General features: G+C 58.5%; 14 protein-coding genes. 4 read left to right on the top strand and 10 right to left on the bottom strand.

The window, feature by feature from the left end; genetic code table 11:
- The first annotated feature begins 4 nt into the window (after positions 1–4).
- Positions 5–799 carry a 23S rRNA (guanine(745)-N(1))-methyltransferase gene (gene rlmA, locus ABLV76_RS00825; RefSeq protein ID WP_048324825.1) on the top strand — a complete coding sequence of 265 codons (795 nt, stop codon included), beginning with the start codon at positions 5–7 and terminating at the stop codon, positions 797–799.
- Positions 800–802: 3 nt separating this feature from the next.
- Here the strand turns inward: rlmA and mntP are convergent, their stop codons facing one another.
- The 5 genes from mntP to manX all read right to left on the bottom strand — a co-directional run bounded on the left by mntP (position 803) and on the right by manX (position 5002).
- A complete protein-coding gene (mntP, locus tag ABLV76_RS00830) occupies positions 803–1369 on the bottom strand; it encodes a manganese efflux pump MntP (protein WP_017900206.1) in 567 nt (188 codons plus the stop codon).
- Between the two features lie 419 nt (positions 1370–1788).
- Positions 1789–2247 carry a DUF986 family protein gene (locus ABLV76_RS00835; RefSeq protein WP_004203361.1) on the bottom strand — a complete coding sequence of 153 codons (459 nt, stop codon included), beginning with the start codon at positions 2245–2247 and terminating at the stop codon, positions 1789–1791.
- 62 nt (positions 2248–2309) lie between these two features.
- Positions 2310–3161 carry a PTS mannose transporter subunit IID gene (locus tag ABLV76_RS00840; protein WP_004145526.1) on the bottom strand — a complete coding sequence of 284 codons (852 nt, stop codon included), beginning with the start codon at positions 3159–3161 and terminating at the stop codon, positions 2310–2312.
- 12 nt (positions 3162–3173) lie between these two features.
- Complete coding sequence (locus ABLV76_RS00845; RefSeq protein WP_004203359.1) at positions 3174–3974, bottom strand: PTS mannose/fructose/sorbose transporter subunit IIC; 801 nt, start codon at positions 3972–3974, stop codon at positions 3174–3176.
- Positions 3975–4030: 56 nt separating this feature from the next.
- Entirely contained in the window at positions 4031–5002 is a 972-nt protein-coding gene (gene manX, locus ABLV76_RS00850; protein WP_004203357.1) for a PTS mannose transporter subunit IIAB, read from the bottom strand.
- 446 nt (positions 5003–5448) lie between these two features.
- On the opposite strand from manX, the gene yoaE reads away from it, so the two are divergent.
- A complete protein-coding gene (yoaE, locus tag ABLV76_RS00855) occupies positions 5449–7011 on the top strand; it encodes a CNNM family cation transport protein YoaE (RefSeq protein WP_004203354.1) in 1563 nt (520 codons plus the stop codon).
- A 36-nt stretch (positions 7012–7047) separates the two neighbouring features.
- On the opposite strand, the gene ABLV76_RS00860 is transcribed toward yoaE, so the two are convergent.
- From ABLV76_RS00860 to pabB, 4 genes are all read right to left on the bottom strand, one after another.
- Entirely contained in the window at positions 7048–8604 is a 1557-nt protein-coding gene (locus tag ABLV76_RS00860; protein ID WP_043520546.1) for an EAL domain-containing protein, read from the bottom strand.
- A gap of 189 nt (positions 8605–8793) precedes the next feature.
- Complete coding sequence (sdaA, locus tag ABLV76_RS00865) at positions 8794–10158, bottom strand: L-serine ammonia-lyase (protein WP_004203344.1); 1365 nt, start codon at positions 10156–10158, stop codon at positions 8794–8796.
- 162 nt (positions 10159–10320) lie between these two features.
- The gene (locus tag ABLV76_RS00870) at positions 10321–10899 is read right to left on the bottom strand and encodes a CoA pyrophosphatase (protein ID WP_004203342.1); all 579 of its coding nucleotides are present in this window, start codon (positions 10897–10899) and stop codon (positions 10321–10323) included.
- 3 nt (positions 10900–10902) lie between these two features.
- A complete protein-coding gene (pabB, locus tag ABLV76_RS00875) occupies positions 10903–12258 on the bottom strand; it encodes an aminodeoxychorismate synthase component 1 (protein WP_064187735.1) in 1356 nt (451 codons plus the stop codon).
- Between the two features lie 88 nt (positions 12259–12346).
- Between pabB and ABLV76_RS00880 the strand changes: the two genes are divergently transcribed.
- Positions 12347–12532 carry a YoaH family protein gene (locus ABLV76_RS00880; protein WP_004203339.1) on the top strand — a complete coding sequence of 62 codons (186 nt, stop codon included), beginning with the start codon at positions 12347–12349 and terminating at the stop codon, positions 12530–12532.
- Here ABLV76_RS00880 and ABLV76_RS00885 read toward each other — a convergent pair whose 3' ends face one another.
- Positions 12533–12877 carry a RidA family protein gene (locus tag ABLV76_RS00885; protein ID WP_002910910.1) on the bottom strand — a complete coding sequence of 115 codons (345 nt, stop codon included), beginning with the start codon at positions 12875–12877 and terminating at the stop codon, positions 12533–12535.
- Between the two features lie 131 nt (positions 12878–13008).
- Between ABLV76_RS00885 and ABLV76_RS00890 the strand changes: the two genes are divergently transcribed.
- Positions 13009–14919: an ATP-dependent DNA helicase gene (locus tag ABLV76_RS00890; RefSeq protein WP_004175456.1), complete on the top strand. Its 1911-nt coding sequence runs from the start codon at positions 13009–13011 to the stop codon at positions 14917–14919.
- Positions 14920–14933: the final 14 nt, after the last annotated feature.

Genomic DNA, 14933 nt, shown 5'->3' on the forward strand with positions numbered 1-14933 from the left:
CGTCATGTCATACAGTTGCCCCCTTTGCCACGCGCCGCTCAGCCGTAGCGACAACCACTATTCCTGCCCGCAGCGGCACCAGTTCGATCTGGCGAAAGAGGGGTACGTCAATCTGCTACCGGTGCAGTTCAAACGGTCGCGCGATCCCGGCGACAGCGCTGAGATGATGCAGGCCCGTCGGGCGTTCCTCGACGCCGGGCATTATCAGCCGCTGCGGGACGCTATCGCTGAACGACTGCGGCACGCTGCCCCTCAGGCGTTACTGGATATCGGCTGTGGCGAAGGATATTACACCCACGCGTTTGCCGCCATCGCCAGCCGCAGCTGGGGGCTGGACGTATCGAAGCCGGCAATCCGCGCGGCGGCAAAACGCTATCCGCAGGTGAATTTTTGCGTCGCCTCCAGCCAGCGTCTGCCGTTCTCCGATAACAGCTTCGATGCGGTAGTGCGCATTTACGCCCCCTGCAACGCCGGTGAGCTGGCGCGAGTGGTGCGGCCTGGCGGGTGGGTGATCACCGCCACGCCGGGACCCCGCCATTTGCTGGAGCTGAAAGGGCTGATTTACGATGAGATCCGCCTGCATGAGCTGAAGACGGAAGCGATGCCGGGGTTCCGCCTGGCTGCTCAGCAGCAGCTGGCTTATCCGATGACCCTGACGGGCAGTGAAGCGCAGGCCCTGCTGCAGATGACGCCTTTCGCGTGGCGGGCCAACGCCGACGTGCATGACGCGCTGCGTCAGCAGGCAACCTTTGGCTGCCAGACCGATTTTATGATCCATTGCTGGCAGCGCGAGGAGTAAAGCTTAACCGGCGAAATGGCTCCAGAGGATTTCGCTGCCGATGCCAATCAGCACGATACCGCCGAGAATTTCGGCCCGTTTGCCCAGCAGCGGGCCGATAAAGCGACCTACCATGATCCCCAGCGTCGACATGATAAAGGTGGCGCAGCCGATCGCCAGCGCGGTGGTGACAATGCTGACCTGCAGGAAGGCCAGGCCGACGCCGACCGCCATGGCGTCAAGGCTGGTGGCGAAGGCGGTGGTGACCAGCAGCCAGAAGCCATGCCGGCGAGGCGCCTCGCACGCCTCGTCGCTGTCGCCGCGAAACCCCTCGATGATCATCCGCCCGCCGAGAAACACCAGCAGAATAAAGGCAATCCAGTGGTTCCATTCGAGAACAAACTGGCTGGCCAGCATGCCCAGTCCCCAGCCGACCAGCGGCGTCAGGGTTTCAATAGCGCCAAAAATCAGCCCGGTGCGCACTGCTTCTGAGAATTTGGGTTTGTGCAGGGTGGCGCCTTTGCCAATAGAGGCCGCGAAGGCGTCCATAGACATGCCGAAAGCGAGAAGAAGGGTTGCGGATAAATTCATGTGCCTGTCCTGACCGGGGATAATCCATATGACACATCGCTGCCCCCAGTAAATATACGCGGAGCCGCTCAATGGCTGAGCAATACGTACAGCAGTGATGTATCTATGGTCTCGCCTGATTGAATCACTTCAACCCGTACGTGCCACGTTTTGCAACGAGTATGTTGACACGTACATTTCCTGGCGGGCAGGAAATTGGCTACTCCCCAACGACGGGCGCAACCTTAACATATTTTTAGAATATAAAACAATAACAGAAGAGGGCTATTTTAATAACCAAATGATAACGATTTTCATTTGAATTTATAAGTAAATAAATAGTTAATGAAAAACAGAAGAGCAGGTGGGGAAATATAGCCATGGCTATATAATCCCCCAGACGAAATCGGAAAAAACATAGCGCTGGCTATATTTATAACTCATTGAGTTGAAACAAGAAGTTTGTATATCTTCTCCAGATCGTCGATATTTCGTACGCGAATCAGCAGCCGCCGTTGCTCTAATTGCATCACCAGCACGCCGTCTTCGGATAAATTCATCTCTTTAATTCGCTGATATTCTATCCACACGTTGGCGAAGAAAAAGCCGCGCGGTTTGAAAATGATTTTCGGCGTACGGATCCAGAATAAATAGAGTCCCATCAGCGCCAGCGCAGACAATAGCCAGGTGGTGATTGGGGTGCCGTGCTGGGTGATGTTGTTATAGATTAGAATGGCGATGAGGCCGACAAAGATCAGGCCGTCAACGCGGCTGCGGCGAAGCAGGGGAATGGCCAGCAGCACCGGGCCGTTGCGCCTCGGCATAATAAACTGGTCATACACCGCGTAGGCCAGTAGCGCAAGGATGAACAGGATGATCACCAGGTCCGTGAATGTCATTGCTTTGCGTTCCTCCTGATAAAAAAAAGCCGGGGGCTAGCCCCCGGCGTACAACCTGGAAATTACAGACCCAGCAGGCCGACAGCGTAGCCTGCGATACCGATGACGAAGAAGCCAACGATGATCCACAGCGGGTTAACTTTCTTACGCAGCAGCCACATACAGGCGAAGGTCAGCAGCAGCGGTACCAGGCCCGGCATCAGCTGGTCGAGGATCGTCTGCACCGTGGTGACATGAACCTGTCCGTCAGAGCCGGTGATTTTTGACACCACCATCGGAATGTTCACGTGCGTCCACTTGTTAACCAGCGCCCCCATGACAAACAGGCCGAGGATTGACGCCCCTTCAGTCAGTTTCTGCAGGAAGCCGCCGCCCATATCTTTCACGATGTCCACGCCTTTGCGGTAGCCGTAGGCGACGCCATAGTAGCGGGTCAGCAGTCGCACCGCGTTGAACAGGATAAAGAACAGCAGAGGGCCGAGCAGGCTTCCGCTCATCGCGATCCCGGCGCCTAAGGCCGCGAACACCGGACGCACAGTGCCCCAGAAGATTGGGTCGCCGACACCGGCCAGCGGCCCCATCAGACCGACTTTGATGCCGTTGATAGCGCCATCGTCAATCTCTGCGCCATTGGCGCGCTGCTCTTCCATCGCCAGCGTTACGCCCAGTACCGGAGCGGCAACGTAAGGATGGGTATTGAAGAACTCAAGGTGACGCTTAATCGCCTGCTTACGCGCATCGTTATTCTCCGGGTACAGACGACGAATCGCCGGAACCATAGAGAAGCAGAAGCCCAGCGCCTGCATACGTTCGAAGTTCCATGAACCCTGGAACAGGTTAGAACGAATGAACACGCCACGAATATCACTCTGAGTGAGTTTTTTCTCGGTGGTATTTTTAGTCATATCAACCATTTCGCTCACCTGTTAGTCCAGTTCGTTATCGAGATCGTTGTTACCAGCCGCCTGAGCCGGGGCACCGGCGACGCGGTTATATTTCGGGCTCAGCTGGATGTAGAGGATTGCCATGACCGCGCCAATCACGCCCAGGGCCACCAGGTTGAAGTTGGTGAAGGCGGCGGTGACGAAGCCGAGGTAGAAGAACGGCATCAGGTAGCCCGCGCGCATCATATTGATGACCATCGCGTAACCAACCACCACGATCATGCCGCCGGCAATGTTCAGGCCGCTGGTGACCACTTCAGGGATTGCGTTCAGCAGGCCCTGGACTTCGCTGGTACCGACGGAAATGGCCACGATGACGGCCGGGATAGCGATACGCATCGCCTGCAGGAACAGGGACGAGACGTGCAGCCACGACAGGGCGGTCAGGTTGCCATTCTCCGCCGCTTTATCCGCCGCGTGCTGGAAGGCTACGGTGATAGTACGCACGATGATGGTCAGCACCTGGCCTGCAGCCGCCAGCGGGATAGCCAGCGCGATGCCGGCGCCGATGCTCTGATGGCCGGCAATAACCAGAACGGTGGAAATAATGGACGCCAGCGCGGCATCAGGGGCAACCGCCGCACCGATGTTCATCCAGCCCAGGGCGATCATTTCCAGCGTACCGCCGATAATAATACCGGTTTTCATATCGCCGAGAACGGCGCCGATCAGCGTACAGGCGACCAGAGGACGGTGGAACTGAAATTCATCAAGCACCGACTCCATACCCGCAATACACGCGACGATGAACACCAGCACAATCTGAAGAAGGGTAATCTCCATTGTACTTCTCCTGTTGATTAAGTCTTAAAGTGAAAACTGGGGCGCGATCGTCCGGGTTATTTATCGACCTTGGCGATCAGATCCATCATTTTCAGTTTCGGGTCGGTGGACACTTTACGTGCCTCCAGCTCGATACCGCGTGCGTTCAGCTTGTTAAACGCCTCAATATCTTTGGCATCGACCGAAATCGCGTTGTTAACCTGGGTTTTGCCCTGGCGGAACGCCATACCGCCGATGTTGACGCTGGTGATTTTCACGCCGCCCTCGACGACGCGCTCAACGTCGGTCGGGTTAGTAAACAGCAGCATGACGCGCTGTCCGGCGTACATCGGGTTGTTGTAGACGCGGATCATTTTGGCGACGTCCACCACGTGGGCGGTGACGCCCGGCGGCGCAACCTGGGTCAACAGGGTTTTGCGCACGGTATCCGCGGCGACTTCGTCGCTGACGACGATGATGCGGGTGACGTTGGTCTCTTTGGTCCAACGGGTGGCGACCTGACCATGGATCAGGCGATCGTCGATACGCGCGAGGCCAATCACCATGTAGTCATTCGGACCCATCGGTTTGGCCGGTGCTGCGGCTTTAGGCGCCGCGGCTGGAGCGGGCGCAGGGGCCGCTTTTTCCACCGGTTTGGCCTTCAGCGCTTTCACGCCTTCGCTGCCGGTCTCTACCGCTAAGGCGACCAGCTCATCAAAGGAAGGATCGTCATCGCGGGCCATGAAGGTTTCCACCAGCATCGGGATGTTGACGCCGGCGATAACTTCGTAGTGCTCTTTATCGACGACAATGCGGCTCGCAGCGTTGAACGGGCTGCCTCCCCATGTATCGACGAGAAACAGCACGCCTTTACTGGTATCCAGTTTTGCCAACTGGGCATTGTATTTCTCGATCAGCGTTTCGGCGTTTTCACCCGGAACGAAATCGATCCAGCCAACGTTTTCCTGCTCGCCCAACAGCATCTCTGCTGTTTTCAGCAGCTGTTCTGCAGCCCAACCATGTGTGCCTATTACAATAGCAATCGTCACTTGCTACCTCCTTTATTATCGTGAATGCATCATCTGCTTTGATACATCCTGAATCACTCTTGAGGACAAAATCGATTCAGTTAGGGTGTAAGATAGAAAATAGTTACTACCGCGAATTATTTTAGACAGTGAAAAAATAATTAATGTGATGAAGATCCGTTAATCAGGCATCGCCTGCTAATAATTTTGCAGCGCAAAAAATAGCCTTAGTTATTGCAAATTCAGGTAAATCTTTTCCAATTTCGCTCTATATTTTGCTATGTTTAACTTCCGTTTAATTACTCAGGAGTATAGGGCATAGCCCGCAGTATGGACCGTCATCGACGTCTTTTCACTTTCTGGCACCTGGTTGCCACCTCCACGCATCACGCTTATCTTTCAGCATCTATTGTCGCGTCCGTGCATGACATGGCGATGACTGACCTTGCCGCTAACCGGAGTCGCACATGGAATTGTTAATGGATCCCTCAATCTGGGCCGGCCTGTTGACGCTTATCGTTCTGGAAATTGTGCTCGGTATTGATAACCTGGTGTTTATTGCCATCCTGGCGGACAAACTGCCGCCGAAGCAGCGTGATAAAGCGCGACTGATCGGCCTGTCGCTGGCGCTGGTGATGCGCCTGGGGCTGCTGTCGGTGATCTCCTGGATGGTGACGCTGACGAAGCCGCTGATTACTATCGCCGATTTCTCCTTTTCCGGGCGTGACCTCATCATGCTGCTTGGCGGGATCTTCTTGCTGTTCAAGGCGACAACTGAGCTGCATGAACGGCTGGAAAACCGCCAGCACGATGCCGGTCACGGGAAAGGCTATGCCAGTTTCTGGGTGGTGGTACTGCAGATCGTAGTGCTGGATGCCGTCTTCTCACTGGACGCGGTGATCACCGCGGTCGGGATGGTGAACCATCTGCCGGTGATGATGGCAGCGGTCGTGATCGCGATGATCATGATGCTGCTGGCCTCCAAGCCGTTGACGCGCTTTGTCAACCAGCACCCGACGGTGGTGGTGCTCTGTCTGAGCTTCCTGTTGATGATCGGCCTGAGTCTGGTGGCGGAAGGGTTTGGCTTCCATATTCCGAAAGGGTACCTTTACGCGGCGATCGGTTTCTCGATCATCATTGAGTTCTTTAACCAGGTGGCGCGCCGCAACTTTGTACGTCACCAGTCGACGTTGCCGCTGCGCGCCCGTACCGCGGATGCGATCTTGCGTCTGATGGGCGGCCGTAATAAACAGGCCTCCGTCAACCACGACGCTGACAGCCCGGCGGCGGTGCCGGTACCGGAAGGCGCCTTTGCGGAAGAAGAGCGCTACATGATTAACGGCGTGCTGACCCTGGCTCAGCGCTCTCTGCGCAGCATCATGACGCCGCGCGGGGAAATCAGCTGGGTCGACGCCGAGCAGAGTGAAGATGAAATTCGCCGTCAGCTGCTTTCGTCGCCGCACAGTCTGTTCCCGGTCTGCCGCGGAGAACTGGATGAAATCATTGGTATCGTGCGGGCGAAGGAGATGCTGGTGGCTCTGGAGTCGGGCGAAAACGTCGCGGCGCTGGCCTCCGCCTCCCCGGCGATCGTGGTACCTGAAACGCTGGACCCGATCAATCTGCTCGGCGTCCTGCGCCGCGCCCGCGGTAGTTTCGTCATCGTGACCAATGAATTTGGCGTGGTGCAGGGATTGGTGACCCCGCTGGACGTTCTGGAAGCGATCGCCGGAGAATTCCCGGACGCCGATGAGACGCCGGAGATCGTTATCGATGGCGACGGCTGGCTTATTAAGGGGTCGACCGACCTGCATGCGTTGCAGCAGGCGCTGGGGCTGGATCCGCTGATCAATGACGATGAGGATATTGCTACGGTTGCCGGTCTGGTGATCTCCGCCAATGGCCATATCCCGCGCATTGGCGACGTGGTGTCATTGCCGCCGCTGCATTTCACCGTGGTGGAAGCGAATGACTACCGGGTCGATCTGGTTCGCGCGGTGGTCACCCGTCCGCCGAGCGACGAAGAAGAGTAATCGTCCTGCGCGCCGGTCCCCACGGGGACCGGCGCGTTATTCTGTTGCCTCTCGACTGGCCAGCCACGCCGGGAATGCCTCCACCGGCATCGGCCGGGCATAATAAAACCCCTGCAACACATCGACACCGTGGTCTCTGAGGTAGCTTTCCTGTTCCTGCGTCTCCACCCCTTCGGCAACGGTAATAATATTCAGCCGGTTGGCGAGGGCGATAATGATATCGGTCACCGTGGCATTGACGCTGTCTATCCCCACCGAGCTGGTAAACGAGCGGTCAATCTTCAGCACGTCCGGGCGCAGTGTTTCCAGCCACGACAGGGAGCTGTTGCCGGTGCCAAAGTCATCGATCGCCAGCTGGACGCCTTTCTGGTGCAGATCTTCGGCCATGTGCTGGTCGCCATCCTGCAGGACATCGCGTTCGGTCAGCTCGACCACCAGCTGCTGTACCGGGTTCATGCTGAACCAGTAATTATGCAGGTCATGCAGCAGTAAGCCGTTGGCAAAGTGGCGGGCAGCGACGTTAATCGCGATATGAAATTGGCGGTCGCGGGGAAAAGCATCCAGACGGCGGGCGGTTTCGGCAATCACGTAGCGGGTGAGGGGGATGATCAGATTGTCCCCTTCGGCGATGGGAATAAACACCTCCGGCGAAATCGCACCGCGGCGGGGGTTGTTCCAGCGCAGCAGGATCTCCACCCCGCAGCAGCGGCCGCTGCGCGCATCCTGCAGCGGCTGGCACCAGAGGGCAAACTCCCGGGCGGAAATACCGAGGCTTATCTCCCGCGAGAAGCTCATTCTGCCGGCGGTGGCCAGCCAGGCGATGCCGGTCATCAACAGGCTGAAGATCAGCGCCAGCGGTAGCTCGCCGGGCAGCTCCTCAAGCGCAATCGCCGAGGCGCCAGGGCCATTGATATTGACGATAAACGGAAACTCGGTAGAGCGCTGGCGATAAATCACCGTTCCCGGCGGGGTATGCGCTTTCTCGAGAAGCCCATGGCTGCTGCTAAAATAACGATCGCCAACCTGCAGGCTGACGTCGCTTATCAGGGATGATTTTTCGTTGAGAATTAAGGTCCCCAGCAGCTCGATATTGACAATCAGCATCACGCCGTCCACGCCTCTCTCCGAGGCTGGATACCACTGTATCAGCACCGGTGAGCCTTTGAGCAAGGAGCTGTCGTTCGAAAAGAGCAGCAGAGGACGGGGTGCAGGAAGCGCAGGCTGCAGGCGATGTAAATCCGCCTGTCGCGGCCCAAAAATACTCGAACAGTAAACGATACCTGACGTCACGAGCGCGACGGAACGAACGGTCTGCAACGAGGCCGCGATTTTACGCAGCGACAGATGGATATCCGGGCAGGGGTGACCCACCAGAGGAAGCAGAGTGGTTCGCTGCGCGCTCAGCGGACGCAGGATGTTATCCAGCGCCGCCACCCGTTGGCTGGCGGCCATGCGAATATAGCCTTCATTTTCGCTACGCTGCGAAATAAATCGGATAGCTAAGGTGGCGCCCAGGGTCACCAGGGCTACCAGCAGGCAGACAATAATGCGTTTGCGACGATAGGCCGTAATGACTTTTTGTGCAGTCTGCATGTGCGACACCCTGTCGACAGGACGAGTGGTTAAGCGTGGCTTATTTAATAGAGCAATTGTAGTGGCAGAATATCGTCAGGTATAGAAAAAAGAAATGCGCCACAGAGGGCGCATCAGGAAGGCAGGGGGCTTTCAGTTCCCCTCGCTTCACGCCTGCGCACCGGGAGGGGGCAGGCGAAAGCCAACACTTTAGTCACACTGAACTTTAATCGCCAGTCCGCCGCGCGAAGTTTCGCGGTACTTGGCGTTCATGTCTTTGCCGGTTTCGTACATGGTCTCGATCACTTTATCGAGCGAGACGCGCGGTTCGCTGGTGCGGCGCATTGCCATCCGCGCGGCGTTGATCGCTTTCACGGAGGCGATGGCGTTACGTTCAATGCACGGCACCTGTACCTGGCCGGCGACCGGGTCGCAGGTCAGTCCGAGGTTGTGTTCCATGCCAATCTCCGCCGCCACGCAGACCTGTTCCGGGCTGGCGCCGAGCAGTTCGGCCAGACCCGCCGCCGCCATCGAGCAGGCGACGCCCACTTCGCCCTGACAGCCGACTTCGGCGCCGGAAATGGAGGCATTCATCTTGTACAGCGCGCCAATCGCACCGCAGGCCATAAAGTAGCGGATATAGATCTCCGGGCTGACGGATTCGATAAAGTGATCGTAATAAGCGAGTACCGCCGGAACGATGCCGCAGGCGCCGTTGGTCGGCGCGGTCACCACGCGACCGCCGGCGGCGTTCTCTTCATTGACCGCCAGCGCGAACATGTTGACCCAGTCAACGACGTTCATCGGATCGCTGGAGAGCTTATCGCTGGCCACCAGCAGACGACGCAGCGCCGACGCGCGACGCGGTACGCGCAGCGGGCCAGGCAGCACGCCTTCGGTGTTCATGCCGCGGTCGATACAGGCGCGCATGGTCTGCCAGACATTAGCGAAATAGTCCTCGATCTCTTTTTTGCTGTGCAGCGCCAGCTCGTTCTGCATCACCATCCCGGAGAGCGACAGGCCGGTCTCTTTGCAGTAGGCCAGCATTTCCTGCGCCGATTTAAACGGGTAGGGCACCTGCAGTTCGTTGGCGTTCTCTTTGCCGAAGTGCTCTTCATCGACGATAAAGCCGCCGCCAATCGAGTAATAGGTCTTGCAGTAGATCTCTTTCTCGCCGGCCCAGGCATGAATGGTCATGCCGTTTTCGTGCAGCGGCAGATTGTCGCTGCGAAAACGCATGCCGTCATCCGCCGGGAAGTCCACTTCGTGCTGACCGTTGGCCAGCAGCAGACGGCCGCGTGTCTCGACGTCACGGATAAATGCCGGTATCGCGTCTATATCGACCGTATCGGGCTGATTGCCCGCCAGTCCCATGATAATGGCGATGTCCGTATGGTGGCCTTTGCCGGTTAATGACAGCGAACCGTAGACGTCAACCGCCACGCGGGTCACTGCATTAAGCAATCCTTTTTCGACCAGGTCATCGACGAACTGTTTACCGGCCTTCATCGGGCCAACAGTGTGGGAAGATGAGGGACCAATCCCCACCTTGAACATGTCGAATAGACTAATCACGATAATACTCCTGACAGGGTTACCGCGGGTGCGGTAACGATGTAATAACTGCGCATAGTGTAAGAGGGAAGCGCCCTGTCAGTTCAACTATTCACATGAATTAAACTAATGGATAACCGCGATTTTACTAATAGTGAGAGCGCCCTCTCATAATCAGTATAGCTAAGGGCGCGCGCCTATCTGCAGCGCCAGCTCGCGAATGATCCCGGCGGTCATTCCCCAGACAAAATAATGCTGGTACCAGGAGAGCCAGACGCGGTGGTCGTTGCCCCGTCGGTGGATATCGAGCGGATGGTAGCGACCGAGGCGCAGGGCTTCGGCGAGCGGCATTTCAAAAACCGCGGAGACCTCGTCCTGGCTGGCGTGATAGTGCAGATCCGGCGGAATAATGCCCACCACCGGCGTCACCTGGAAGCCGGTGACACTGTCCACCGGCGGCAGAACGCCAATCACCTCAACCTTCTCTGGCGGGATCGCCACCTCTTCCTGGGCTTCGCGCAGAGCGGCGGCGATAAGCGTCGCATCGGTATTATCTACCGCCCCGCCGGGAAAGGCGACCTGGCCGGCGTGCTTGCGCAGCAACGGCGAACGCTGGGTCAACAGCAGGCCAGGCTGCGGCCGGCGTACGATCGGCACCAGCACCGCCGCCTGCCGCTGGTTTAGCGCCTGTGGCGAAGGCTGTGGACGCAGCAGCTGAAAGCGGGACAGAAAGTCATCCAGATTGAGGGCGCGGTCCGCCATGGTCTAGTTCTCCAGTTGGTGCAGGATACGATTAACTTTATCAAAAGTTTCCTGATATTCTGCGGCTTCCTCACTATCCGCCACAATCCCGCCGCCGGCGGAACAGTACAGTTGCCCCTGCCAGGCCGTTAGGGTGCGAATGGTGATGCTGGTATCCATATTGCCGCAATAGCTCAGATAGCCGATGCTCCCGCACCAGGCGTTACGTCGCTGGGGTTCCAGTTCATCAATAATCTCCATCGCCCGGACCTTCGGCGCGCCGGTGATCGACCCTCCCGGGAAGGCGGCGCGCAGCAGATCGCTGGCGTGCAGCGTCGCCGGCAGGCGGGCGGTGATGGTGCTGACCAGATGATGGACCGCCGGGAACGGCTCCACCACGAACAGCTCAGGGACCCGCACGCTGCCCGGGACGGCGACGCGGCCGATGTCGTTGCGCATCAGGTCGACAATCATTAAATTCTCGGCGCGATCTTTCGGCGAGTTCGCCAGCTTCTCCGCCTGCTGCGCATCCGCCAGCGGCGAATCGAGCCGCGGCAGGGTGCCCTTAATCGGGCGCGTCTGGATTTCCCCCTGGCGGAGCTGAATAAATCGCTCCGGCGACAGGCTTAAAATCGCCCCTTCCGCAAGGCGGATGAAGGCGCTAAAGGGGGCGCGGTTGGCGGCGTTCAACTGGCGGAAAGCCTGCCATTCATTCCCGACGTAGCGGGCCTGAAAACGCTGGGCGAGATTGACCTGATAGCAGTCACCGCTGCGCAGATAGGCCTGCACCTGACGAAATTTCTCGCCGTATTGCTGGCGGCTCATATTTGACTGCCAGGCAGAGGTCAGGGCGAAGGTTTCACCTGGCGCCGGCGTTTGCGCCTCCAGCCACTGCAGACGCTGCTGCGGGTCGTCATAGCTGAGCAGCGACACCTGCTGGCGCTGATGGTCGACGATTAGCGCCCAGTCATAAATCCCCACCGCCATATCCGGCAGCGCGATATCGGCCTGCGCCACAGTGGGAAGTCGCTCAAAACGGCGGCCCAGATCGTAACCGAACAGCCCCAGCGCGCCGCCAAGAAACGGCAAATCCTCATGGGGCTGCGGCGTGAACGGCTGACGATCCAGCTGCTGCTGGAGTAGTTGCAGCGGATCGTCCGCCGAGACAAAAGTGGTCTCGCCGTCATCGACCCAGGTCTGTTCACCGCGCGTCAGCAGCGTGGCGCGCGGGGCCGCCACCAGGATATCAAAACGGTTATGCGGATGGTCGGCAAAGCCGGAATGTAGCAGCATCGCCCAGGGCAGGGCGCTTAACGGCGTAAAATAGTGTTCGGCGGCATCCGGGCGCCAGGGCAGGGTAATAATCGCGGGGGACAACATCTTTCTCGATCCTGAACGTTACCGTCCCTCTGGCGTAGGCGGGGACGGCGTGAAATAATTACGCCCCACAATGTAGCAGGAGTACAAGATGTTTGCAGGTTTACCTTCGCTGAGCCACGAGCAACAGCAAAAAGCGGTCGAACGTATCCAGGAACTGATGGCCCAGGGGATGAGCAGCGGCCAGGCGATTGCCCTGGTGGCGGAAGAGCTACGCGCGACGCATACCGGCGAACGGATCGTCGCGCGCTTTGAAGATGAAGACGAAGACGAGTAATTACACCGCGGCGATAATTTTGATTTCAACCTTATACTGCGGGTTCATCAGCGTTGCTTCCACCGTGCAGCGCACCGGGGCGTGACCGGCTACCACCCAGGCGTCCCACGCTTTATTCATCGCCGCAAAGTCGCTTTTGTCGGCGAGGAAAATGGTGGCGTCAAGAATGCGCGACTTGTCGCTGCCCTGTTTTTCCAGCACCGCGTCAATCTGCGCCAGGGTGTTGGCGGTCTGCTCGAAGGCATCGGCATCAAGATTCGCCGGCACGCCGGTGTAGTAAAGGGTCTGATTGTGGATCACTACATCTGACCAGCGGGCTTCGGCATCAATACGCGTAATTGTCATTTCTCATTCCTCTCTGAGCATTCCATTTAGCTGCGGCAAGACTGCCATAATGTTCCGCTCGCGTCACTACCCGGACTGGCGAAACGCCGCCCTCCCTGACATAATCACTGTCCAAATAACCAGGGGGCAATGTGATCGACGATTTTGCAGCAGACGGCCAGCTAGCCAAAGCCATACCGGGATTTAAACCGCGCGAGCCGCAGCGCCAGATGGCGGTGGCGGTCAGCGAAGCGATTGAGGCCTCCCGGCCGCTGGTGGTGGAAGCGGGGACCGGAACCGGTAAAACCTACGCTTACCTGGCGCCAGCGCTGCGGGCGAAAAAAAAGGTGATTATCTCCACAGGGTCGAAAGCGCTGCAGGATCAGCTCTACAGCCGCGATCTGCCCACCGTCGCCAAAGCGCTCAAATTCACCGGCAAACTGGCGCTGCTCAAAGGGCGCTCCAACTACCTGTGCCTCGAACGCCTGGAACAGCAGGCGCTGGCGGGCGGCGATCTGCCGGTGCAAACCCTCAGCGACGTGATCCTCCTGCGCTCCTGGTCGAACCAAACTCAGGATGGCGATATCAGCACCTGCGCCAGCGTGGCGGAAGATTCCCAGGCCTGGCCGCTGGTCACCAGTACCAACGATAACTGCCTCGGCAGCGACTGCCCGCTGTATAAAGATTGCTTCGTGGTGAAGGCGCGTAAAAAAGCGATGGACGCCGACGTAGTGGTCGTCAACCATCACCTGTTCCTTGCCGATATGGTGGTCAAAGAGAGCGGCTTTGCCGAACTGATCCCCGAGGCGGAGGTGATGATCTTCGACGAAGCCCATCAGCTGCCGGATATCGCCAGCCAGTACTTTGGCCAGTCGCTCTCCAGCCGCCAGCTGCTGGATCTGGCGAAAGACATCACCATTGCCTATCGCACCGAACTGAAAGACACTCAACAGCTGCAAAAATGCGCCGACCGCCTGGCGCAAAGCGCCCAGGATTTCCGCCTGCAGCTGGGGGACCCTGGCTACCGTGGCAACCTGCGCGAACTGCTGGCGGACAGCCACATTCAGCGGGCGCTGCTGCTGCTCGATGATGCGCTTGAACTGTGTTACGACGTCGCCAAACTCTCGCTGGGGCGTTCGGCGCTGCTCGATGCCGCCTTTGAGCGCGCCACCCTTTATCGCGGGCGCCTGAAGCGGCTGAAAGAGATCAATCAGCCGGGCTACAGTTACTGGTATGAATGCACTTCGCGCCACTTTACCCTTGCGCTGACGCCGTTGACCGTGGCCGAGAAGTTTAAAGAGGTGATGGCGCAGAAGTCGGGGAGCTGGATCTTTACCTCGGCGACGCTGTCGGTAAACGACGATCTGCACCATTTCACCGCCCGGCTGGGGATCGACGAGGCGCAGACACTGTTGCTGCCGAGCCCCTTTGACTATCAGCATCAGGCGCTGCTCTGCGTGCCGCGTAACCTACCGCTGCCGAACCAGCCCGGCGCGGCGCGCCATCTGGCGGCGATGCTCAAGCCGCTGATCGAGGCTAACGACGGTCGCTGCTTTATGCTGTGCACTTCGCACGCCATGATGCGCGATCTGGCGGAGCAGTTCCGCGCCACCATGACTTTGCCGGTGCTGCTGCAGGGCGAGACCAGTAAAGGCCAGCTTCTGCAGCAGTTCGTCAGCGCCGGCAATGCCCTGCTGGTGGCCACCAGCAGCTTCTGGGAAGGAGTCGACGTGCGCGGCGACGCGCTGTCGCTGGTGATCATTGATAAGCTGCCGTTTACCTCGCCGGACGATCCGTTGCTGAAAGCGCGGATGGAAGATTGCCGGCTGCGCGGCGGCGATCCGTTCGATGAAGTGCAGCTCCCGGACGCGGTGATCACCCTTAAGCAGGGGGTGGGCCGCCTGATCCGCGATATCGACGATCGCGGGGTGCTGGTGATCTGCGACAACCGGCTGGTGATGCGCCCCTACGGCGCGGTCTTTCTGGCCAGTCTGCCGCCGGCGCCGCGAACCCGCGATATCCGCCGGGCGGTGCGCTTTCTCGCCGTGCCGCCGGCAAGGTAATCCGCCCTGAAATG

Origin of the sequence: Klebsiella sp. GB_Kp047 (genome assembly GCF_040065235.1) — a bacterium.
GTDB classification, from domain to species: domain Bacteria; phylum Pseudomonadota; class Gammaproteobacteria; order Enterobacterales; family Enterobacteriaceae; genus Klebsiella; species Klebsiella quasipneumoniae.

Coding starts and splice junctions, on each gene's coding strand:
- rlmA (WP_048324825.1), top strand. CDS start 5: ATGTCATACAGTTGCCCCCTTTGCCACGCGCCGCTCAGCCGTAGCGAC.
- mntP (WP_017900206.1), bottom strand. CDS start 1,369: ATGAATTTATCCGCAACCCTTCTTCTCGCTTTCGGCATGTCTATGGAC.
- ABLV76_RS00835 (WP_004203361.1), bottom strand. CDS start 2,247: ATGACATTCACGGACCTGGTGATCATCCTGTTCATCCTTGCGCTACTG.
- ABLV76_RS00840 (WP_004145526.1), bottom strand. CDS start 3,161: ATGGTTGATATGACTAAAAATACCACCGAGAAAAAACTCACTCAGAGT.
- ABLV76_RS00845 (WP_004203359.1), bottom strand. CDS start 3,974: ATGGAGATTACCCTTCTTCAGATTGTGCTGGTGTTCATCGTCGCGTGT.
- yoaE (WP_004203354.1), top strand. CDS start 5,449: ATGGAATTGTTAATGGATCCCTCAATCTGGGCCGGCCTGTTGACGCTT.
- ABLV76_RS00860 (WP_043520546.1), bottom strand. CDS start 8,604: ATGCAGACTGCACAAAAAGTCATTACGGCCTATCGTCGCAAACGCATT.
- ABLV76_RS00870 (WP_004203342.1), bottom strand. CDS start 10,899: ATGGCGGACCGCGCCCTCAATCTGGATGACTTTCTGTCCCGCTTTCAG.
- pabB (WP_064187735.1), bottom strand. CDS start 12,258: ATGTTGTCCCCCGCGATTATTACCCTGCCCTGGCGCCCGGATGCCGCC.
- ABLV76_RS00880 (WP_004203339.1), top strand. CDS start 12,347: ATGTTTGCAGGTTTACCTTCGCTGAGCCACGAGCAACAGCAAAAAGCG.
- ABLV76_RS00885 (WP_002910910.1), bottom strand. CDS start 12,877: ATGACAATTACGCGTATTGATGCCGAAGCCCGCTGGTCAGATGTAGTG.